The sequence below is a fragment of the Mycobacterium kyorinense genome, assembly GCF_002101735.1.
Classification (GTDB): domain Bacteria; phylum Actinomycetota; class Actinomycetes; order Mycobacteriales; family Mycobacteriaceae; genus Mycobacterium; species Mycobacterium kyorinense.
Genome location: NZ_LQPE01000050.1, coordinates 25,083 through 47,427, shown reverse-complemented (window position 1 = coordinate 47,427; position 22,345 = coordinate 25,083). Strand labels below are relative to the sequence as shown.

General features: G+C 66.9%; 15 protein-coding genes and 2 pseudogenes. 1 reads left to right on the top strand and 16 read right to left on the bottom strand.

Going from position 1 to position 22,345, the window contains the following annotated elements; all coding sequences use genetic code 11:
* Positions 1-1,100: pseudogene (locus AWC14_RS08140) on the bottom strand (transposase); the annotation flags it as partial.
* A 7-nt stretch (positions 1,101-1,107) separates the two neighbouring features.
* On the opposite strand from AWC14_RS08140, the pseudogene AWC14_RS29500 reads away from it, so the two are divergent.
* A pseudogene (locus AWC14_RS29500) lies at positions 1,108-1,851 on the top strand (transposase family protein); the annotation flags it as partial.
* Positions 1,852-1,887: 36 nt separating this feature from the next.
* Here AWC14_RS29500 and AWC14_RS29495 read toward each other — a convergent pair.
* The 15 genes from AWC14_RS29495 to AWC14_RS29940 form a co-directional block, all read right to left on the bottom strand.
* Positions 1,888-2,250 (bottom strand): cupin domain-containing protein, encoded by a 363-nt coding sequence (locus AWC14_RS29495; protein ID WP_084046956.1) that lies wholly within the window; start codon positions 2,248-2,250, stop codon positions 1,888-1,890.
* A 141-nt stretch (positions 2,251-2,391) separates the two neighbouring features.
* The gene (eccA, locus tag AWC14_RS08125) at positions 2,392-4,230 is read right to left on the bottom strand and encodes a type VII secretion AAA-ATPase EccA (RefSeq protein ID WP_085241133.1); all 1,839 of its coding nucleotides are present in this window, start codon (positions 4,228-4,230) and stop codon (positions 2,392-2,394) included.
* Between the two features lie 21 nt (positions 4,231-4,251).
* Positions 4,252-5,847: a type VII secretion protein EccE gene (gene eccE, locus AWC14_RS08120; protein WP_158089875.1), complete on the bottom strand. Its 1,596-nt coding sequence runs from the start codon at positions 5,845-5,847 to the stop codon at positions 4,252-4,254.
* On the bottom strand, positions 5,844-7,532 hold the full coding sequence (gene mycP, locus AWC14_RS08115) for a type VII secretion-associated serine protease mycosin (RefSeq protein WP_428838955.1): 1,689 nt from the start codon (positions 7,530-7,532) through the stop codon (positions 5,844-5,846). The genes eccE and mycP overlap by 4 nt, the downstream gene beginning before the upstream one ends.
* Before the next feature lie 11 nt (positions 7,533-7,543).
* Positions 7,544-9,058 carry a type VII secretion integral membrane protein EccD gene (gene eccD, locus AWC14_RS08110; RefSeq protein ID WP_249026317.1) on the bottom strand — a complete coding sequence of 505 codons (1,515 nt, stop codon included), beginning with the start codon at positions 9,056-9,058 and terminating at the stop codon, positions 7,544-7,546.
* On the bottom strand, positions 9,055-10,587 hold the full coding sequence (locus AWC14_RS08105; RefSeq protein ID WP_142281616.1) for a MinD/ParA family ATP-binding protein: 1,533 nt from the start codon (positions 10,585-10,587) through the stop codon (positions 9,055-9,057). The genes eccD and AWC14_RS08105 overlap by 4 nt, the downstream gene beginning before the upstream one ends.
* A gap of 111 nt (positions 10,588-10,698) precedes the next feature.
* Entirely contained in the window at positions 10,699-11,601 is a 903-nt protein-coding gene (locus AWC14_RS08100; protein ID WP_085241125.1) for an ESX secretion-associated protein EspG, read from the bottom strand.
* Positions 11,602-11,680: 79 nt separating this feature from the next.
* Positions 11,681-11,965 (bottom strand): WXG100 family type VII secretion target, encoded by a 285-nt coding sequence (locus AWC14_RS08095; RefSeq protein ID WP_085241123.1) that lies wholly within the window; start codon positions 11,963-11,965, stop codon positions 11,681-11,683.
* A 35-nt stretch (positions 11,966-12,000) separates the two neighbouring features.
* Complete coding sequence (locus AWC14_RS08090; protein WP_085241121.1) at positions 12,001-12,297, bottom strand: WXG100 family type VII secretion target; 297 nt, start codon at positions 12,295-12,297, stop codon at positions 12,001-12,003.
* 134 nt (positions 12,298-12,431) lie between these two features.
* Positions 12,432-13,580, bottom strand: coding sequence for a PPE family protein (locus AWC14_RS08085; protein WP_085241119.1), 1,149 nt, complete (start codon positions 13,578-13,580; stop codon positions 12,432-12,434).
* Positions 13,581-13,609: 29 nt separating this feature from the next.
* A complete protein-coding gene (locus AWC14_RS08080; protein WP_085241117.1) occupies positions 13,610-13,903 on the bottom strand; it encodes a PE family protein in 294 nt (97 codons plus the stop codon).
* A gap of 92 nt (positions 13,904-13,995) precedes the next feature.
* Positions 13,996-18,237: a type VII secretion protein EccCa gene (gene eccCa, locus AWC14_RS08075; RefSeq protein WP_085241115.1), complete on the bottom strand. Its 4,242-nt coding sequence runs from the start codon at positions 18,235-18,237 to the stop codon at positions 13,996-13,998.
* Complete coding sequence (eccB, locus tag AWC14_RS08070; protein ID WP_249026316.1) at positions 18,237-19,748, bottom strand: type VII secretion protein EccB; 1,512 nt, start codon at positions 19,746-19,748, stop codon at positions 18,237-18,239. Before eccB ends, eccCa begins: the two co-directional genes overlap by 1 nt.
* Positions 19,749-19,838: 90 nt before the next feature.
* Positions 19,839-20,921: a VldE C-terminal domain-containing protein gene (locus AWC14_RS29160; RefSeq protein WP_211282295.1), complete on the bottom strand. Its 1,083-nt coding sequence runs from the start codon at positions 20,919-20,921 to the stop codon at positions 19,839-19,841.
* Between the two features lie 62 nt (positions 20,922-20,983).
* Positions 20,984-22,126 carry a lysozyme family protein gene (locus AWC14_RS29940; protein WP_283016180.1) on the bottom strand — a complete coding sequence of 381 codons (1,143 nt, stop codon included), beginning with the start codon at positions 22,124-22,126 and terminating at the stop codon, positions 20,984-20,986.
* Positions 22,127-22,345: the final 219 nt, after the last annotated feature.

Genomic DNA, 22,345 nt, shown 5'->3' with positions numbered 1-22,345 from the left:
CGCGCCGCGGCCTTCTGCTGTTGTGGTGTGCAGTCGATCTGATCGATGACCAGCCGATCGGGCTGATCAGCGGGAAACGACGCCACCGCCAGGTTGGACACGTTGGCATCCACCCCGGCCCGCCGACCGGCCGGGACCTCGGCGCGGCGGGCCCGGGTGGCGGGGGACTGATACCCGCTTTGATGTACGAGGAGATGCGCGTAGTAGCGCCAGGCCCCAGGAGCCCTACGGTCGGCGACCCGGACCAGGTCGATCTTGTGCCACACATCCGGATCGGCCAGGAAATGGGCCAGCTGCGCCCACCTGCCCGCCCCTTGAGGCAGCCGCACAGGTAGGACGAGATCTCCGGCGGGCAGCCCGGCGAACACTACCGCCAGAACACCATCGTAATCGGCCCATGAGCTCGCCGGACGCGTCGGCGCCGCCAGCCTGGCGGGCTGGGCCAGGATCGAGGTCCCCGCCGGGCGGGCGGCTGCGGCGGCGCCGGTGGTTACCTCGGCGCTGAGCTGCGGGTGCCGATAGGCGGCCAGGTGCCCGTCCAGGGTGCCGACCAGCCGGTAGGTCTCCCACGTCGGCGTGGCCTTGGTGTGCGAACGGGCCCGCCCCGGTATCCGGGTGAATTCCCACCACGACCCGACCCGCGGCGGTCCGTGCCGGCGCCCCGAGCCGTCAGCGAACAGGTGCCGGTCAACGGTTTCCCACACTTCATCGGCCACATGTAACCCGATGGCTTTGGTCAGGTGATCCCGCATCCACCGGCTGGCCTCGATATGCGATTTCGCCGCGGCCTCAAGACCCTTGCGCGTCAACCCCAGCCGCTCGCGCAGCGCCTTGGGATCAGCCGCGCGCTCATGATGGGCCGCCCAATAGGCCAGACACCGCGCGGCGGCGTCGCGCTGCAGCGCACGCCGAAGCCGAAACACCGCCTCCCACTGCCGTTCCAACCGCTCGCGGGCGCGGTGATCAGAGGCATCCAACTCCAGGCGGATCACCGACACCGGCCCCTCGTATTTGAAGTTCGGGGCTTTCGACTTGCCGCGCCGCCGTGGCATCACGTCACCGCTGGTCGCGGTGGTGGTGTCGGTGACCGAGGCTGCCATGTAGGTTATGAAACCATCACCCACTGACACCAACACGCTGCCACACCGATGGCGAAACCTACTGCCGCTCACCGGGCTAACCCGCACCCAGATACAGACCGTCTACGCCATGGCCCAACAGCGGCTGCCGCCACTGCCCGGACGGCCCTGGGCCCTGCCGTTGCCGGTGCGGGTGCTGCTCGTGCTGATCCATCTGCGCACGAACCTGACCACCCGCGCGCTGGCGGCCCTGTTTCACACCAGCCAATCCACGGTGGACCGCGTCATCCATCACCTGGTGCCAGTGCTGGCCCAAGCGCTACAGCCCAATCCGGCTGCCGGCACCGGGCCGTGGATCATCGACGGCACCCTCATCCCGGTGCACGACCAGTCGATCACCGCCATCAGCAAGAACTACCGCCGCAGCGTCAACACCCAGATCATCATCTGTGCTCACCGGCGACGCGTGCTGATAGCCGGCCGCTGCTGGCCCGGTAACCGCAACGACGTCATCGTGGCCCGCCACACCGTGGCGCAACTATTGAATGATCATGTCGTCCTTGGCGACGGAGGCTACCGCGGCATCACCACCATCACCACACCGCGCCGCGACCACACCGGCCGGATCGTCCGCGATGAGCAGTACCGGGCGCACCGCCGGATCAGGGCTCGGGTCGAACACGTCATCGCCCGTCTCAAAGACTGGCAAATACTGCGCCAATGCCGCCGCCGCGGCGACGCCATCAACCACAGCCTCCAGATCGTCGCCGGGCTGTGGAACCTGAAAGCACCAATCCAGTTCAAGAACTCAGACAACTTCGTAATCGGCGGTGCGTACCCCGCCCGCGCCGCCGGTGTTAGGCATGCCTGTTGGCTCGATAAGCACAGCATGGACCTCCTCGCTGGCAACAGGGCAGTGCTCGATTCCGCGGGGAACAACGAATAGTTGTCCCGGCCCCAGCACGACGTCTCGATCACGCAGCCGGATCGTCAGCTCACCTGCCAGGACCAGGAACAGTTCATCGGTGTCTTCGTGGCTGTGCCAGACAAACTCGCCATCGATCGTGACAACCTTGATTTCGTAATCATTCCGGCGCGCAACCGTTTTCGTCGTCCAGTGCTCGGAGAGCAGCGATAGCTTCTCGGCAAGGTCCACAACGTTATTCGTCACGCGACCAGTATGACCCGACAGGCGCAGCGTTCGAATCACCGTCGAACCGCCGGCCACGATTACGGGTCATCTCTTAGCCGGCATGAACGCGGTGACCCGGGCCGGGCAACCGTTACCCCGGCACTGGCCAACAACGGCCAACTACGTTTGTAACGGTTGTTTTTCTGACACCGCCGCGCGCAGCCCCTCGGCCAGATCCTCGCGGGTCAATTCTCGCAGGCGCTGCAGCTGCTCGTCGCTGAACTCGGCGTCGTCGCTGGCCAGCAGGTCATCCAGCTCGGCGTTGTCCAACCGGGCGTTGCGGTGATCGCGGGCCTTTTCCACCACGTTGCGCACAAACCCGGCGTTGCCCAGCATGTCGATGCCGCGGATGAGATCGCCTTCGGCGGTGCGGGTCTGCTCGGTGTAGAAGCGTTCGAAATCGGGTCGCAGCACCTCCACCGCGGCGTCACTGGTGACGTCCTCATCCTCAGCGACCATCAATTTCGTCAACTCGATAAGCTCAGGCGGGGTGTAGCTGAAAAACTCGATGACCGTGGAAAACCGGCGGCGCAGACCCTGATTGACTTCCAGCATGCGTTCCATGGCCTTGGCGTAGCCGGCGCCGAACACCACCAGCTCGTCGCGGTGATTTTCCATGTACAGCAGCAACGTGTTGATGATCGCGTTGCCGTACGGGTCGCCGGTGGAATAGCCGCGCTCATGCAGCGAATGCATCTCATCGAAAAACACCGCCCCACCCAAGGCGCCCTCAAGCATTTCCTCGGTGTTCTTTTCCGCATCGGCCATGTAGCGGCCCAGCAGCTTAGCGCGGCTAGTCTCCACCACCAGCGGCTTGGTCAACACTTTCAGACCGCACAGCTGCTTGGTGAAAGCCCGCGCCACCGAAGTCTTTCCGGTACCCGGGGGCCCCAACAGCAGTGTGTGCCGCGATGTCACCGGAACCCGCAACCCCGCCTTGGAGCGCGCCAGGTTCACTTTCGTTGTCGAGCGGATACGTTTGATTTCGCGTTTAGCCGCCTCCATGCCCAGCATTGCATCCAACTCGGCTTGACCCTGCGCCAAATACTGCGCGGCCGCCTGCGCATCGCGTGCGCTCTGCGTCTGCGCGCGGGTCGGCGCGCTGGCAGCATCCCACGGATCGGTGCGAGCCTCAATAGTTTCCGGGTCGGTCAGCACCAGCCGCCGGCTGGGATCGTCCATCGCCTCGCGGGCCGGACTGAACTTCGGGTCGCGAGAATACACCCGCCGCAACAGCTGCCCGGCTTCGTCTTCGCGGCCCAGATGCCGCAAACACATCGCCTGCGTATAGAGGATCACCGTGGCCGCCTGGGGCACCCGCTCATCGGCGGCGGCTCTTTCCCCGCGCCGAAAAGCGTCCTCGAACACACCCAGCGACGCCAGCGCCGTGGTCGCCATCGCGGTGGCCGCGCACTCGTATTCCGGCCGGTACCAACGCTTGTCGACCGGGAACAGCCGCAGCACATCGGTCCAGCGTTGGGTGCAAAAATGCAGCAGCCCGCTCACGTAGGTGTGCAAGTCGGCGTCGAACGGATCACTCGTGTCCGGCTGGCCGCCCAGCAGCGCATCAGCCTGCCGGTATTGCCTGCCTCGGATCAGCACGCTGGCATAGCCGCAGCGCAGCGAGTCCACCGAGTTGATCGGCAGCTGCAAAAACAAGCCGTCGAACACCATCGGCCGAAACTGTGCGCCGATGACCCCCAAGCGCCGTATCTCCCAGCCCAGCGTGCCCACCGCCGCCCACGCCCCGCCCAAGACCTCCGCAGAGTCCTCGCCGGCCAGCAACCGGCCCAGCCACCCGTCACATACCGACGGATCAGCCTCGGTGGCGGCGCGAAACATTTCGGCGGCCACCTGCTGGTTGTGGCTGGGAACCAGCCCGCCCACACTGACCCCTGAGGCCAGCAGGCCGCGCCGAAATGCGCTGCGCGCCGGGGTTTCCGAATCAATTCCCGTCATTGCGATGAAGTCCCCCCAAAGTCAGGCGGCGTGGCGGGATTTGGTGCCGATCAGGCGGCGCTCATAGCTCAAATCGATGCGCAGCCGGTACTGGAACGCCCACGTCCGGATCACCGCCGTGGCGGGGCTGTCCTGCTCGATATGCACATCAGCGGTGCTGCCTGCGCCCGGGCCCACCCTGCGCACCGTCACCGCCGCCGCGGCCGGCGTTGGTGCGTCAACGCCGTCATAGACCACCAGCCACGCCAGCCGTGACGGCGGCAAGCTCACACCCAAGCCGCCCGGGCCGACAACCTGCAAACCGGCCGCAGTGGCCTCCCGCCACCGCTGCGGCTGGCCGCTGCACACCAGCACCTGATATCCGGTTGCGGCCGCGCGCAACGCCACCTGCACCGTCAACGCGAACTCTCCGCACACCGTGACCAGCGACCCCGCGGTGGGGTCGGCCAAGTCCACCAGCAGCGGATGCCCGGTCGTGGTGGAACCGATGATGATGCCCGTGGCCGCGACCGGCATGGTGATCGTCTCCTCGGCGCCCAGCACCCGGCACGGCACCTTCGGCGCCGGCCCGGGCCGCGCCAGCCCGGCCAAAAGCCCGACGTCGTGGCGACCCGACAGCGGGTTCAACCCGGTCAGCGGGGGTGCGGCCAGCGGGGCGCCGGTGTGATATCGCACCATCACCCCCACCGTGGTCTCGCCGTTGTCGGTCCGCCGCAGCTGCACCGACACCACCGTGGCGTCGGTGTCCGGCGCCCACAGCCGATCCAGCGTGGCGGTGCAAATGTCGCCCGGCGACACCCAATAGGTGTGCACATAACCCCCCGAGTGCCGCAGCCGGCCCCACCCCGGCCGCACCGAGGACGCCTCGATCCCGGCCAGTAACACGGCATCCGCGTCGCGGATCTGCTCGGCGGTCAACACCCGCGCCGGCAGACGCATGTTGGTCAGCTCCGCGGCCAGCCACTCTGCGGCCGCACTGACCGTGGCCGCGACCGACTCACGCCACAGCACCGCCGCCGCGCCGCGCACCGCGTTGAACCGCACCACCAGATACGTTCGGCGCTGCCCGACCGCCGGGTGATCGCCCACTTCGCTCGAATACACCGGCGAATACGGGTGATGCGACTGCGGGGCCCGCCGCGACCCGCTGCTGAGGATGTCGACGCCGTCCAACCGCACATCGCACTGCTGTAAACCCTTGGCCAGCGCGGCCAGCGGCAGCTTCACCAGCGACTCGACCCGCCCGTAGTCGAGCACCGAGGGGCTGTGCGGCGGCCCGTCGACCGCCACCACAGCCACCGCATCCGCGCCCACGCCGCGGATTCCCACCCCCTGGGCCGGGCCGAATGTGCGCGAATAGTCGCCCAATTCCCCGCCCTGTTCATCGAGTCCGTGGTGCGGCCAGCCCAGCGCAGCCCACCCCAAATCGAGCAGCCCCGCGCCGCGCCAGCGCACCAACGCCGCCACCGCGATCAGCCCGGCCACCCCGATCCCGCTCCACCAGCCGGCCCGACCGCCCACGCCGGCCCCGGTGAACACACACCCCACGCCGGTGACAAACACCGCGACCAGCCGCAGCCACGAGGCCCCCACACCCAGCGGAAACGCCGGCGTCACGGCCTGGCCCCCCGCCGCTGTGAAATCAGCGCGGCACTGCCCAACACCAGCGCACCCAGCAGCGCGGTACCCGCCACCCCGGCAGCACTGACCCAAACCGGCGTCATATCGCGGCCGATCTTGGGTGGTGCCAGCACCAGCGGCGCGGCGAGGTGTTGCGGCCCAACCGGTTCGCCCGGCGGCAAATCGTAGGTCAGCGCGGCGACCGGATCGACAATGCCGTGACCGACCTGGTTATCGACTCCGCGGGCCGGGGCATGGGCGGTGGCCAGCAACCGGTTGATCACCTGATGCGCAGTCAAATTAGGGTATTTCGCCCGCACCAGCGCGGCGACCCCGGAGACGATCGCCGCCGAAAACGACGTGCCGCCAACCTGTTTGAGCGTGTTCTGCCTGCCCTCCACGGCGTTCATCAAGCCGTCATCGCGCGGCGAGAGCCCTTCGACGTCGGTGCCCGGCGCAGCGATCGACACCCACGGGCCCGCCATGCTGTTCTGCAGCGGCGCCCCGGTGGCATCCACCGCACCCACTGTCAACACATAGTCAGAAAACCACGCAGGGGTGGCGATGGTGGTCACCCCGGCCCAATCGCGAGGATCGTTGGGCGTCAACGGGTTATAGATCGGATTCTGTTTGCAGTCCCCACTGGCCTCGTCGCCGACATTGCCCGCCGCCGCCACGATCACCACGTTGCGCTCCACCGCCGCGTAACGCACCGCCGCCCCCAAATCCTGCTGATCCAAAATGTCGGTCGACGTCATGCACGACACCTCCGAGATGTTGATGACCGTGGCACCCAGATTCGCCGCGTGCACGATGGCCCGGGCCATCGTGCGCACATCACCGGCTTTGCGCCGCGTCGCCGGGTCTTGATTGCCGGCGAAAGCGTCTTTGGGGCTAAACGCTTTGGAGCTTTGCCGAATCGAAATGATCGACACATCCGGCGCCACCCCAAAAAACCCGTCCGCCACCGGCGGCGGCGGGGCCGGAAGTGGCGGCGGCGGCACCGGGGATGGATCATCAGGTCCTGGCGGTGCGGTCTTCAACCGGCCCGCGGCGTGCACGAACCCGCCGCCATCCGGGCCGCTCTGGCGCCAACCCTCCCCTTCCGGCGGCGGCGGAGGCGGGGGCGGCGCAGGCACCACGGTCACCGTCTGCGGCGGCGGTGGTGGCGGCGGAGCCTCATTGGTCGGCACCGATTCGGGCCGGCGAACCTCCCGCGGCGCCGGCAGCGGTGTGCTCCCGTCGTTGGGCTTGGCGGCGATCATCGACGCCACCAGCGTTCCGTGCGCATCACAGTCCGACAGGCCGTTGTCGGCGGGCACCACATAGTCGCCGCCGCCCACCAGATCCGGCAGCCGAGGGTGCGGGCTGACCCCGGTGTCGATCACGGCGACCCGCTGGCCCGCCCCGCGCCCAAACCGCCACGCTTCAGCCAAATTCAGCATGTCCAGGTAATGCGGCTGCACCCGGTAGTCGGTGCCGGGCATCGTGCCCACCTTGGTGCAATAGGCGCCCTGGCGCAGCGGCTGATCAGGACCCGGCGGCCCATCAGGGGGCAGCGCGGCCACGTTGATCTGCGGAGGCTCCACCGCGCCGGCGCATGGCGCGCCCCACAGCCCGGCCCAGCCGACCGCCGACACACTTAGCGCCGCGCTAACCAATGTGCGTGCCCGCACCGCCACCACCCTCCCCGTCACCGGTACCGGATTGCGGCCAGCACACCCATCAGCCAAAACACCAACGGGAAAACACCGGCCAGACACACGTACTCGATCCACTCCACCACCTTGCGAAACGGCGGGGTGTAGAAGTGGTTGGGCACCACCTGCGCTGCCACCAGCCCGGCCAATGGAACCGCGATGATCACCGACACCCCGACCAGCAACGCAGGCAACGTCCACAGCCCGACCACATAACGGCCGGCAACCCCCACCACCAGCGTCACCGCCGCCCCGGCCAACACGGTGGCCTGTGCCCGGTCGGCAAATGAACGTCCCCGCAGCAGCACCGCCACCGCGACCAGCCCCGCCACCAGCAGCGGCAGCCAGCGCCGCGGCGCATGCGGGTCGGCCAACCCCACACAGGCGGCCACCAACAACCCGGTCGTCGCCACCAAAAGCCCGGTCAAATAGGCGTGCGCCCGATCGGTGGCCACCGCGACCTCACGCACCGACTCCGGCCCGGCGAACGTGTCCACCTGCCCGCTGGCCACCGCAACATTGGCCGGCAGATCCGGGCGAGCCTCGAAAATCCAGCGGCCCGACGCCGAGGGAAACACCGGAAGCCGAATACCGGCCACCCGCCGCGCCGCGCTCGGCGAGGCATGCACACCCAGCAGCGCCGCCAACAGCAGAATCGACAACAGGATCGGCGCCGAGGTCACCGCCACCATGCGCGCCAGCCCGATCAGCACCCCGGCCACGCCCGTCACAATCACCGCAGTCCCCATCGCGATATGACGCCCCGTGAAGCGCACCACCAGCACCGCCGCCAACACCAGCACCGCCAACCCCAGCGCGGCATGAGGCGCACCCACCGGCCCCGGCACCGCCGCGCCGGCCGCCACCGCCGCCGGCGCGCACCCCGCCAGCAACATCGTGTCACCCACCACGCGCCCGGGCGCGCTGCGCTGGCGGGCCAACACCACCACCGCGGCCACGATCAGCACCATGGCCAGCAGACCGCCGTACACACTGGGAACCCAGCCCAGATGGCCGTAGCGCCAACGCGCCAACAGCGCGGTCGCGCTCAGCGTTCCCGCCGCGACCATGACCGCACCGACTCGTCCCGCCCACACCGGGGTTACCGCCGGCCAGCGCGCGGTCAGCTCGGCGGCCACCGCGGTGGTCACATGCTCGACGACGTTGATGCGTGACTCGGTGTCGGTGGCGAACCGCAACCACAACCGAGTGCCGTCACGAACCTGCTGCTCGGCCAACGTCAAACCGGGCTTGAGCGCGGTGCCGTCCACCCAGCACAACGCCCACCGGCCGCGCTCCCCCGCGGTCAGCGGCGCCTCGCCCAGCTCGACCAGGCGGCCGTTAACCAGGTCCACCAGCGCCGACATCTGCACCGACACCGCCACGGTGGCATCGAGGACCACCCCAATTTTGGTGGTGCCCGCGATCACCCCCACCATCACCCGATCCGGCAACGCCGGCGTCGGCGCGCTCGACGTGTCGGCTTCGCGGTGGCGTGCGATGGTCACGCCGCCCACGCCCCCGCGGTCGGGAACCCTTGGGCCAGGTCGGCGGCCAGCTCCATCAACGCCAGCCGGGTCTTTTTGCGCAGGGCACCGTAGTCCAGGTCGGCGCCGTCGCGCAGGTGCGGATCCCACGGGATGGTGTGCACCGAGCGCACCCGTTTGCCGACCGTTTCGCCGATATGGGCTTGGAAATGCTTGTTCAGGCTGTGGTTGGCGTCGTTGAGCACGATGACCGACCGCTGCAGCAGTTCATGGCCATTGCGGGCGGCCAGCCAGTTGATCGTCTGCTCAATGGCCAGGCCGCCGTCGACACCGCACGAACCGACGATCATCAACGCATCCGACACCGACAGAATCGCCTTGAAGAAACTGTTTTCCACATCGGTGCCGCAGTCCACCAGGCACAGTTGATAAAAACGGCGGGTCAAGCCGACGGTGTCGAAAAACGTGGCGTCATCAAGCGGCATCGGGCTGGCGGTGTTCTGGTTTCCGGCCAGCACTTCAAGGCCCTGCTTGTTGCGGCCGGTGAATCGGCGCGCCGTGGGATAGTCGACCACCTGGTCTTGGGAGCCCAAAAAGTCGCGGATCGACGTCCACGCCTGCGGATCGATGTAGCGGCCCAACCCGCCGTAGGTTGGGTTAGCGTCGATCGCCAGCACCGGCTGGCCGCGCTCCAAAGCGAACACCGAACCCACCCCAGCGGTCACCCGGGTCTTGCCGACCCCACCTTTGACCGACACCGCCGCGATCTGATAGTTGCCCGGGATATTGGATTTGATCAGCGCCGACCAGTCACGAAGTTTCTGCTCGTGCTTGCCCGCACCCAAGTTGACCAGGCCCCCGCTGCTCTTGTACAGCGCTTTGCGCCAGCCGATTTCGGCAGGCTCACGCCGGCGCTTGGCTACCTCGTCGGGTTTGACCGACCGTGTCGGGGTCGGCTGGCCCACATGGGTGTCGGCCTGCGGCGCCCACCGCTCGGCCGGGGCCACCGGCGGCGGGGCCCAGTTGCGCTCCGCCAGCGGGGCGCGCTGGTCGAATTGGCGTCGCGGCGGCAACGGCTGCGGGCGCTGCTCGGCGGGCCACCCGCCGCTTTGATCCGCACGCGGCGGCGCCGACACCATCCAGCCTCCGCTGGGCGGACCGCTGTGCCGCGGGGCCCGCGGCGGCGGCGGCCCAACCCGGACCCGCCCGCTGGCAGGACTGAACCCCCCTGGGGGCGTATCCACCCGTCCGGCCTCCCCGCCGCGGGGGGCACTACCCTCGCCGGGCGCGGGCGCACCGCCGAACTCCCCACCCGGTTGCGGTAGTGGCTGGCGATCCCGGATCACCTCGTGGGTGGTTGTTTCCTCGGCCCAATTCGGGTTAGCAGGTTCAGGCATCCGCGGCGGCGAGGGTGGTTGCGGATTGTCGACGACCGGATCAGCTAGCCGCACCTCTTCGGTCAGACCGTCCATCGGCGAGGGCGCCTGCTGCTTGTGTTCGTCGCTGTCTTGCGGCATGTAGCGCGCAAGGAAATCCGAATTATCGGTCATTGTGCCCCTCTTAAATGGCGTTGCCTGCGATTTATCCTATGGGCGGTTGCGGGCCGCTACCACACCCGAAACAAATTGATTGACGTTGATCGGGGGCGAATTGTGCCGAGATTAGTCCATGCGCTCGTGCGTGGCCCATTTGCGCACACCCACACTGTCGATCACCGTCGCCACGGCATGAGTAATCTGTGCCGGCGTTGCCGGCGCAATTGTCATCCATTCCTGCTGGCCGCCCGGCGGCGGGTTGAGCCGATACAACGCCACACGCCCCGAGGCGGTGTCACGCAGGTCGAGCACCGACGCGCTGCACATCACGTCGCTGTCAGCGTAGGCGCGGGCATACATCAGCGCTTCCGCCACCGGATGGTCCAGAGCGGCGCCGAGCTCGGCCAGCGCCGCGCCGCGCAGCCCCACAGCGCGCAGCGCGGCCGCTTTAGCCGCCGGGGTGCCGGCGTCGCCGTGTGTTTTCATCGCGGCCACCATGTCATCCAGCGGGATGTTGCCGGCACTGATCGCGGCGGCAGGGACCTGATGCACCGAGTCCAGGGCGCTAACCGTCAACTGCTCCACACGGGAGTGATCGACCGGTGCGCAGTCGTCGATGGTGATCACCTGGCCGGTCCGCGCCGCCGAGGCCCACCGGGTTCCGCGGCGCGCCAACACGATTCGCAGTTGATCATCCGGGATCGCCCGCCACGTCGACGGATCATCGAGGATCACCGGTGTGACCGTCATCGAACCGGCACACACGATGATGACCACCTCGACGTCGGGGGCTGCCAGCACCGCCATGCGCGCGGCGATGTCGTCGCGCACCACCCCGCCTTCGTCGGCGATTCCCTGCTCGACGAGGACCGCCAAACCCGGATGCTGGCTCACCCACCCGTTACCGCGGGGCTGCCCATACGGGCGGCCCCGCAATTCCGGTGCCAGCCGGCCGATCCCGAGCAGCGCCTGCAACAGCCACAACCCTTCCAGGTTGACGGTGATATCGCTCGTCGACGGTCCAGTCATGAGTTTATGTGCCCGCAACGCGAACGTGGCGACACCTTTGTGGTGCCGCCACGTTCATCGCAGTGTTGCTGCTGACCGGTCACGCCCAGCTGGAACCGACAGCAGAGTCGGTGCTGTTCATGTTGTTACCGGCGGTCTGCACCTTCTGGCCGTGGGCGTTGGCTTGTTCGTAGATGACCTGGAAGTTGCGGCCCAACTGGGTGATGAACTCCTGGCAGGCAGTCGAACCCGCCCCACCCCAGAAGTCGCCGGCGGCCAGCACATCGCGCACGATGGCTTGGTGCTCGGCCTCCAAGGCTGCGGCCTGGGCGCGGATCAGCGCGCCGTGGGCATCCACGTCGCCGAACTGGTAGCTGATCGACATCTTGGTGTTCTCCTTGAAAGTTGTTGTGTGGTGGGCTAGCTGGACAGGATCTGCTGGCTGGCCTGCTCTTGGGACTCGTAATGGTTGGCGTCGCGGATCAGCCCGTCGCGCACCCCGTGCAGCATGTTGACGATGTTGCGAAACGCCTGATTCATCTGCCCCATGGTGTCATACGACGTCATCTGGGCCGTGCCGCTCCAGCCGGCACCGGCGATGTTTTGACTCGACGCCCACATCTTGCGGGCCTCGTCCTCCACCGTCTGGGCGTGCACGTCGAAACGGCCCGCCATCGCCCGCATCTCGTGCGGGTCCGTCATGAAGCGGCTGGTCATCTGGTGTTCTCCTTTGATGCGCGATGGTGAATGAAATTGTTGGTAAAGCTGTCACGGCCAGTGTATTTGCGGTTTTACGGGCTCGGCAACGGCCAACACAATGTTGCTAATCTTTTTCCACTGTATTTATTTGGCTAACCGCGGCGGTGTACCACTTTCACCGGTTTTCCATATCGCGGTGAACCGTCGCCACCCTCACCGCGACCGGCCATCCCAGCCGCCCCCATCGGTGTGCCGCCGTACACCCCGCCCGAGGCGCTGGCCGGCGCCGCCGACGCCGACACCCCCCCGCTGGCCCCCACCGGTGTCACCGCCCGCGCCGTCGTGCCCGCCGATTCCGAGCTGGCACCTGCTGTCCACGTCGCCGGAACCGACAACCCGCCCAACGATCCAGCCCGCCCGGCCACCGCCTCAACTTCGGATGCCGCCCCACCCAGCCCCGCCAGGCCCGGTGCCCCCGCGCTCGAGATCGCCGACGTACCGCCGGCGCCGAACATGCCCGGGTTGCCCAGCACGCTCATAAACGGCGTCAACAGCTGCTGGAACTGTCCCAGCCCGCTGGTCCCCATGCCGCTGGTCAACGGCGATGAAAGCCCTTGCAGCGTAGAAGGAATGGTGCTGATCAGCTCTGGCCCCATCGACAGCATCGTCTGGCCGTCCACCCCGGCCGGCAGCGCCGAACTGCTCAACGTTGTCGATTGTTGACCCGCCGCCTGCCCGCCCGCATCGCCCAGTGCCGCGGCCTGAGCAGCCAAGCCGATCGGATCAGAATTCGGTACCGGCGGCTCGAAAGGGACCAGCGAGCCGGTGATCCCGGACGCATCCGCAGCGAACCCGTACATCACGCCGGTATCTTGCGCCCACATCTGATCGTACTCGGCCTCCAACGCGGCCACCGCCGGCGCGGTCCACGGCAGACCGCCGATCGCCGCCGCCAGCGCGTCGCGGTTCGCCTCGATCACCGGAGGGGGAACCACACCGGCCCGAGCACCCTCGAACGCAGTCGCCGCCGCCGACGCCGCGGCCGCCGCCTCCTCGCACTGCGCCGCGGTGGCCACCATCCACGCCACATACGGGGCCGCCGACATGGCCATCGTCATCGCCGACGGCCCCAACCACGACCCGGCCGTCAGCGCTTCGATGACCGCGCTAAACGCCGCACCCGCCGAACCCAGCTGCGCCGATAACTCCTGCCACGCCGCCGCGGAGGCCACCAGCGACGACGACCCCAGGCCGCCGTACATGCGGCCCGAGTTGATTTCGGGGGGAACCTCGTAGTCCATGAACGGCTCGCTGGCCGGGGCTCGTTAGCCTAAAGCGCGAGCGTGCTCAGCGCTTCGGTGGCGCCGTATGTGGCTCCACTTAGGCCCATGTTCGCCACGAACATCGCGTGAATCACCGAGCCGATGGCTTGGGTAGTTTGAAACAGCCCACCATGCGTGCCGAACGCGGCGGCCATCAGGATCGAGGCGGGCTCCGGGGCCGGCGGCACTACACCGACCGTCGCCGGCGCCCCGGCCGCGTTGCCGGCGGCCACCGTCGAACCGATCCCAGCCAAACTACCCGCCGCGGCGGCCAGGCTTTCCGGTGTCGTTGTGACGAACATCGAACCTCCCGAAGTGTGTCGAGCAGACCGTCAACTGCTCGCACGATGAGTGTATCGGCGCCGCGGCGCTTATGCCGCGTCCCAATACGAAATTAACCCAGCGCGCAGTCGGCGACTTGCACGTATATTCCGGATTCTCCGGATATGGCGCTATTCATCAAGAATCCGCGCCCCGCAGGCATGGAATGACCCTTCCAGCGGCCCTTGACGAAACCTTGGTCGGGGTCGGAGTCCATCACCAAAACCGGTGCGGCGCTATCGCGCAGAGGTTTGATGACCGGATCGCCCATGCCGCCCATGAACGCCCCGAACTGGCGGCTGTAGATGATGTGCAACCCGACGTCGGCGCCGGATTGCACCCACGGCGCCAACGCGCTCAGCGGAGAGTCATAGCCGCCGGGCAGCCGTTCGGAGTCGTCAACGATCACATAGATCTCCGGGCCTTCCCAGTCGCGGCGATCCACGTCGCTGATCGACAACGTGTCGCGCGGCATCCGGGGACGCAGCACCTCGCCCAGCTCGTGCATCCGTTGACCGATGGCCTCCGGTGTCGAGGCGAACCGATGCACATAGTCCGGGGCCAGCACACGGGTCAACTGCCGGCGCGGATCGATCAGCCACACTTGGGCGCTGCGCCGGCCCGCCTCAGCCGGCGGGGCTTTGTCCCCGCCAGGCACGTACACGCGGGCCACTTCGCGCATGATGGTGGCACACGCCGTGGTGCGCCCGCACTTGGGTTGCCCAGTGATCACCAAATGCTGGCCGTCGAACAACACCGGCCGCTCGGCTTCGTCTTGTGCCCACACCAGCATGGTGGCCAGCCGCGGATCGGCGCCCGCCAGCTCGCGCACCGCCTCGACGCTCACCTGTGTGGGCAGGCGGCGCACCTTCGGCGCCGGCGCGAATCCTCGATTCAGCGTGTTGACCGCGGCCACGACACTGCGCGAGTCGAACACACCCGGCTCATCGGAGTCCAGCGCAGGCCGGGCCATCAGGGTGTGCAACCCGACGGGCTCGGAACCGACCCGCTCATAATTCTGCGGGATCATGCCCCGCCCGGGCCGGCCGTGCGGCACCGCGGCCACCATCCGCGGTTTCAGCGGTTCCTGCGCGTCGTTGCTGTCGGCTAGGCGCAGCTCCACCCGAGACCCGAAATCCGTGCGCACCGTCACCTGAAGGTCAGTCGTCTTGTTCACCGCGACCACGGTGTGGATGCCGAAAGTCGGCCCCTCCTTGATCAGCCGGTTGACCTGCTCCTCCACCAAAGCCGGGTACTGGGCCAGCATCGCGGCGTAGTTGTCGATCACCACGAAGACGTCGCCGTGTTTGTCATCGGGCAGCCGCCCGCTGTCGTGGCCGGCTTTGCGGCGGCGAAACACCTCCATCGACATCACGCCCGCCTGCTCGAAACTGCGTTTGCGTGATACCAGCAGCTCGGTCATCTCACTGACCGTGCGGCGAACACCGTCACCGTCTAACGCTTGAACAACCCCGCTGACATGCGCCAACCCCTCAACGGTCTTTAGCGCTGCCGAGGAGAACGCCAGGCAGTAGAACTGCACCTGCTCGGAAGTGTGTGTCATCGCCGCCGCGCAGATCAGGCTCTGTAAGACCGTGGTCTTGCCCGACCCTGGCCCGCCCACGACGATCACGTTGGCCCCCGCACCCGAGACATCCACGATCAGCGGATGCTGATCATGTTTGAACGGGCGGTCGACCAGCCCGACCGGCACCCGCAAATCGGGACTGGCGGCGTAGTCGGCGTCCCACCGCCGCCCCAAATGCGTGTTGACCAGCCTTTCGATGGTCCACGGCACATCCAGCGGCGGTTTCCACAACCGATAAGGTTCGAAGTCGATACGCCGCAGCTGCTCGATGATCATGCGGCCCACTCGAGGCCGCATCAGCGCCGACGCAGTGTCCTCCCGTTCGTCGTCGTCGGCGGTGTCGCGGCGCGAACCGTTGTCGCGGCCCTGGCCGTTGTCGCGGGGATCGCTGAGCACACCGTCGCCGCCCGGCGACCCGGATTCGTCCTCGTCAGCGGCCGGCAGTGGTACGAAATCGGTTCCGAACAGCTGCGGGGGAAAGTAGCTGACCGTCTTGCTCTCGGCCGCAGGGCTCGTCTCCAAATAATCGACCCCCGGCTTGCGGTACTCCCGCCACAAAAATTCGCCCTGAAACTTCGTCAACGTTCCCACCCCAGGGCTGCCTTGCAGGAAATAACCCTGCCCGGAACCCTTGAGATGCACCGCATTCGGCACCCCGGCCAGCGAGGCCGCCGACGCAGTCCTGGCCTGCAACGCCACCCGATACGCCATGTTTTCCAGCAACTTTTCGGCGCGGTTGCCGATCTCCTGGCTGGCCATGAGCAGATGCACCCAATACGCGCGCCCCTGCCGGCAGATCCCGGACAGCACCTCGTGGATCTCGTTGCCCATCAACTTATACAGCTCGGCGAACTCATCAACGACGACCACCAACACCGGCAGTGGCGGCAACACCTCGCGGGCACCGGAGCTGATCTGATCGGCGCGAATCTTGTTGTATTCAGTCGCATCATCAGCACCGGCACGATCGCAGACCGCTTTGCGTCGCGCCAACTCGCCTTGCAAAGCATCGATGAAGCGGCTCAACAAAGTTTGATCCTCTTCGAGGTCAGTGATGATCTGCGACACATGCGGAACCCCCGCAAACGGGCGCACACCCGACCCGCCTTTAAGGTCGGCCAACATGAACTGCAAATTCTGCGGCGGATGACCCAACATCAGCGATTCGATCAACGCCCGCAACATCATCGTCTTACCCGAGCCGGTCGTGCCCGACATCACCCCGTGCGGCCCGTCGCCGCCGCGGTCCTCTGCCTTGAGATCAACAAAAAACAGCTCGTTGTTGTCGCTGCGGTTCCCCAACGGCACCCGCAGCATCTGCGGGGAATTAATGTCGCCACGGCTGGACCACAGCTGCTCGAAATCAATGTGGGCTGCATCGGCAATCCCGTAGTACGCCAAGATGTCTCGCGCCATCACCTTCGGCGCTTCACCCACCCCGATCGCCTCATAGGCCTCGGCCAGCCGCCACCGCGCCATCCGCTCAGCAAACGATTCCGCATCGTCGCGGCTCATCTGATCGGCGAAGGCGAAAAACTCCGGACCCGCCGAATACGCCTCCCGCGTCACCGGGTTACGCGGCACCGCCGACACAACCAAACTCTCATCCACATGCAGCACCCGCCGCGGCGCCCCGCACGCCGGCACCTCACCGGCCCCGCGCACGTCGATAAACGTCAACCCGTTGATTCCGGCCGCCTCAAACCCATCCCAGCCGCCCGAGGTGTCGCACACCACCACGGTGTGCGGCAACGGGCTTATCGGATCTTTGGCCGCCCCGATCCGGGTGCGGAAATCGCCGCGCGTGAGCAGCCCCAACGCGTCAGCCTGGGCGGCCAAGAAATCGTCGACCGAGCGGTACACCATCCGCAGCGGGCCCGCACCATCTGTATGCTGCAGATCTCCCGCGTGCGGCAGCCACTTCACCCAATCCCATTCGGCCACATCAGAACTGACCACAATCAGACGCACATGATCCGGGCCATGAAAAAACACCAGCTGGCAAATCATCGCCCGCACCAACGCCAACACCTGCTCACGCGGGCCGCGCAACTCATAACCAGGTTCCACCAGCATCGACACCAACGCAGGTGTCCCATACGACACCGTCTGAGCGCGCATGAAATCGGCCAGCACCTTACCGGTCACCGGTTCCAACTCAATATCGGTCGGGGCGTTCTGCGGCTCGGCGAACATCGCTGCATTCGACTCCACCAGATCGGTCATCCCCACACCCACGCGAGCGACCCCAAACCACGTGTCAGAGCCGTTAGGTTTGCGTTCCCACATCCGCACACTGCCCACCGCAGCCTCCAGCGTCGCCGGCGGCGGGTGATACCAGCGGTAGTTACGATCAACCTTGTCGGCCAAATCCGAAGCGGTTTCCCGCAATTCGTCCATCACCAGACAGAACTGAGCCCGGGCAGCATCGAGTTTGGTCCGCGACATTTCCTGCGAGCCGCCGCGGCCGCCGAACAGCATCGCCACCAACCCACCCATCATCAGGATCGGAAACAGCGAACCGCCGCCGGTGAACGAGCGCGCACCGCTGGCAAACGACACCACCATCATCGCGCCGAACAACCCGATCAACAAAATGACCAACACCACCATCCACTGCGACTTCCCCTGTGGTGGAGGGATTTTCAGCGGAGTCGGTAACTCGATAGTCTCCGGATTGAACCCCGGCGCCTTCGCAATCTCCTTGCGCGCAAACGCATCCTTCACTATTTCGGTACCTCCAACGCGCCGGGGTTGGTATCAACAGGAAGCGCATTGTGGCGCACCAGCGCATCAGCACGCGACAACGCCGGCCCCGGCGCCAACAGCCGAAGCGCCAGCCACGGCCCCGGCGACGGTTTCGCAGACTTCAAACCCAGCGCATCGATGGTCTCCTGCTCATTCGGAACCCCGAACCGCACCCCGGACTCCGAAATCCACCACAACGCCTCCGCGGTAGCCGACGACGGCGCGTTACCCGTCGACACCACATAATTCGCATACCCCGGGCCCATAAACACCCGGTCGGCCTGCAACTGCGCATCGGCGGGATGGCTCACCAACTCCACCACCTTGGCCGCCTGCGATTCGGCGACCGGAATAGAAGGCCCGGTGATGATCGACGTCGACGCCAACGACTCACCCGACACCTTCTCCCAATGCCAGCACGCCGCCCCATTCTGCTCACTGTCAACCACCGCAGGCGGCACAGCCGGAAACGCCGACAAATCCAGCCCCGCAGCCACCGGCAGCTTGGCCAGCACCGGGCCCGCCACCACCGGCATCCCCACCCCCGCCGGGCCCGCATTCGCCAACACCTGAGCCGCCACCGCCGACACCGGCTGCACCCCGTCGGCCAACACCACCGAATACGCGGTCTGCCCGCCCACCTGCGGTGTCGACACCACCGTGCCGATCGGTCCCGGCGCACCAACAAACCGCGCCGGCGTCCCCGCCCCGGCAATCACCGGAACCGACAGCTCCGGGCCCACCGGTATCGCATCCAGCAACGCCCGGCTGATCGGACGCGCCCCCAACACCGCGTCATCGCCGAGCCCCAACGCCAACAACACCGCCCGCGCGCCCCGATTGATCAACGAGCGGCGGCCATCGCGGATCAGCCACACATGATCCCCAAACCGGCGAACCATCGCCTGATTCGGCCCCAGCACCAGCCGGCGCGGCCCAATCTCAGGCTCGCCGTCGATCACCGTGACCGTCACCGGTTCAGGCGCCCCCATCCCGAACGCCTTAGCGATCTCATCACAGATCAACCACGACGAGCGGCCCGGCGACGTCGGCGACATCGTTGTCGGCGCCCCCGCGATACCCACCAGCGGCCCCCGGGGATGGGACTCGATTTCGCTGCGCCGCACCCGAACCGGGTTGGCCGCCTGCCCGACAATCAGCCGCGCCGAGGCCAGATTCAACGCCGGATACAGCCGCTCCCCCACCCGCACATACAACGCGCCCGACTCCTGGTCCGAGACGATCTTGGCTTCCCCCGCCGAACCAGCCGGGCGCACCAACGACCAAAACAACGCACCCAGGCACAACACCGCTGTGATCGAGGCCCCCGCCAACAACGCCATCGACTGGCGCCGACCAGGCTCGGCTTGCATCCCAACCCGCCGCCGCGTCATCGCCAGCACCGCCCGGCGGGCAAAGAACATATGGCCCGACACCTGGACCCGCGTCGACAGGCCCAGACCGCGGCCACGCGACCGTATCTCGGACACCTGATCTTCCTGGTCTACCACCGTGCGCCTTTCACTTCTTGACGTCTTCGTTCGCACCGCCGGCGGTCGGCGCCGGGTCAGTTCGTCTGGTCACAGGCGGTATACCTCGCCGCCTCGGGGATATCCGCCGCCGTTAGTAGCGATATGAACATGATCCATGTGATTTTGCGTCGGCGAGCCGCGGTCCTCCATATGTGACGACGACCCATCCGGGTTATACAGCGTCTGCTGCCAAATAACGTGATTCAAACTGAACTCGCGGCTGTGCTGCAACGCGAACCGTAAAATCGCATCCCCCAACGCTTTACCATGCGCAGACGTCGGATTAGGGATCATCACATCAATCGCCTTCCCCTGCGGATGCCACGGCAGCGAATCCGGTCGAGCGCCCCCGATGTCCCTGATTTCAGGAAACGCCGCCGACACCGCCCGAGCCGCCAAAATCGTGTCCCGCTGCAGGCCCTTCTCCGAACCCACCTCCGGCCCCAAATCACGCCCACTAACATCCCCGACCTGCGCCCCACCCACGCCGGCTGTGGCGGCGCCGCTGCCCAAGCCGCGGCCGCCAACAAATGAGGCTGGTAGCCCGGCCAAACCACTCAACCCCGACAAACCCCCGCCGCCGCCAAGACCACCAAGACCAGGCATCGACAACCCGCTTAGCGCCGACAACGGCGACCCACCCCCACCCCCGCCAACACGGTAGGCGGCGGCCAACTCCCGTAACCGCAACGCCAACAACCGATTCTGCGCCGTGGTCTGATCAAGCTGACGCTGCATCGCCTCCAAATGCTGATCCATCGTCGCCACCACCAACTGCGCCCCCGCCGCCGAGCTGCCCAACGGCGCGCTCACCGCGCCCACCGCCCGCGCCTGATCCCGAATCGCCCCCGACCCCGCCCGGCCCGCATCAGCCGTCGCCCCACCAGCAGCAGCCACCCCAGCAGTATCGACGTCAACCCCGTCGACCGCGCCCGCCGCCTGGCCATAACTCGCACCGGCAGCCCCGGCCCCACCGCTCAACCCGCTACCCGCAGGCGGATCCGGAACCGAAGGAGCCTCACCACCCCCAGCAGCGAACACCCCACCACCGCTGCCCCCGGAAACGGGAAACAAGCCATGCGCACGGGTCAGCAGCCGATCCACCCCAGCCACGAACTCGGCAACACTCACCCGTCAAAACTAACGTGGCCCACACCACCCCGGCCACAGCCAAACCCGACCAAAACCGAAGGTCAATAGCCGTGGTGGACGCCGGGATTGGCCTGCCCAACCAGTGCCCGTAGATTGTGCCCGTCGCGAGCCACACCATACCGCGACATCACGTAATTGATTGCTGCGCATCCGCTGGCCACCGGATCCCACACGTGATTAGAAGTCCCCGGCTGGTGATGACTCGCGAATGTGCCGGGTTCAACCTGGAAAGGTCCGCGAGTGGAGTGAAGCGGACCACCGTCGACCTGGTGGGGGCCGTGGGCATTGCTGTCCTTCAGGTTGATCGCGTCGGTACGCCAGGTCGACTCGTGCTCGGCGATCGTCAGCATCCCCGCCATCCAATTCGCCCGGGCCCGCGGATCAGTGATACCCAGCCGGTCCAACGACTCTTCCAAATAGTGTTCAATCGCGCCGCGACCCCCAGGCCACACACCCTTACCTTCAAAAGAAACCTCCGACAACGGGATAGCGCCGGCGGCGATCCCGGCCGCGCCAAGCGCTTGCTGTTGTGACCCCGACTGCGAAGTCGTTGCTGCGGCCAATCTGGCGTGATTGCCCAGAAATGAGGCTGGTAGCCCGGCCAAACCGCTCAACCCCGACAAACCCCCGCCGCCGCCAAGACCACCAAGACCAGGCATCGACAACCCGCTTAGCGCCGACAACGGCGACCCACCCCCACCCCCGCCAACACGGTAGGCGGCGGCCAACTCCCGTAACCGCAACGCCAACAACCGATTCTGCGCCGTGGTCTGATCAAGCTGACGCTGCATCGCCTCCAAATGCTGATCCATCGTCGCCACCACCAACTGCGCCCCCGCCGCCGAGCTGCCCAACGGCGCGCTCACCGCGCCCACCGCCCGCGCCTGATCCCGAATCGCCCCCGACCCCGCCCGGCCCGCATCAGCCGTCGCCCCACCAGCAGCAGCCACCCCAGCAGTATCGACGTCAACCCCGTCGACCGCGCCCGCCGCCTGGCCATAACTCGCACCGGCAGCCCCGGCCCCACCGCTCAACCCGCTACCCGCAGGCGGATCCGGAACCGAAGGAGCCTCACCACCCCCAGCAGCGAACACCCCACCACCGCTGCCCCCGGAAACGGGAAACAAGCCATGCGCACGGGTCAGCAGCCGATCCACCCCAGCCACGAACTCGGCAACACTCACCCGTCAAAACTAACGTGGCCCACACCACCCCGGCCACAGCCAAACCAACCCAAAACCGAAGGTCAACGCCAAATCTGAGCGGTTCCAGGCCGAGCCGTCCTCACCGAGACCGATCGCGCCGACGAGTACTCCCGATATTCCGCTGGGCTTCAGCAACTACGTCTTGGATCTCGCCATCGTGGAGGTAATGCAGTTCTGCGGGGCTCAAAATGATTGCCG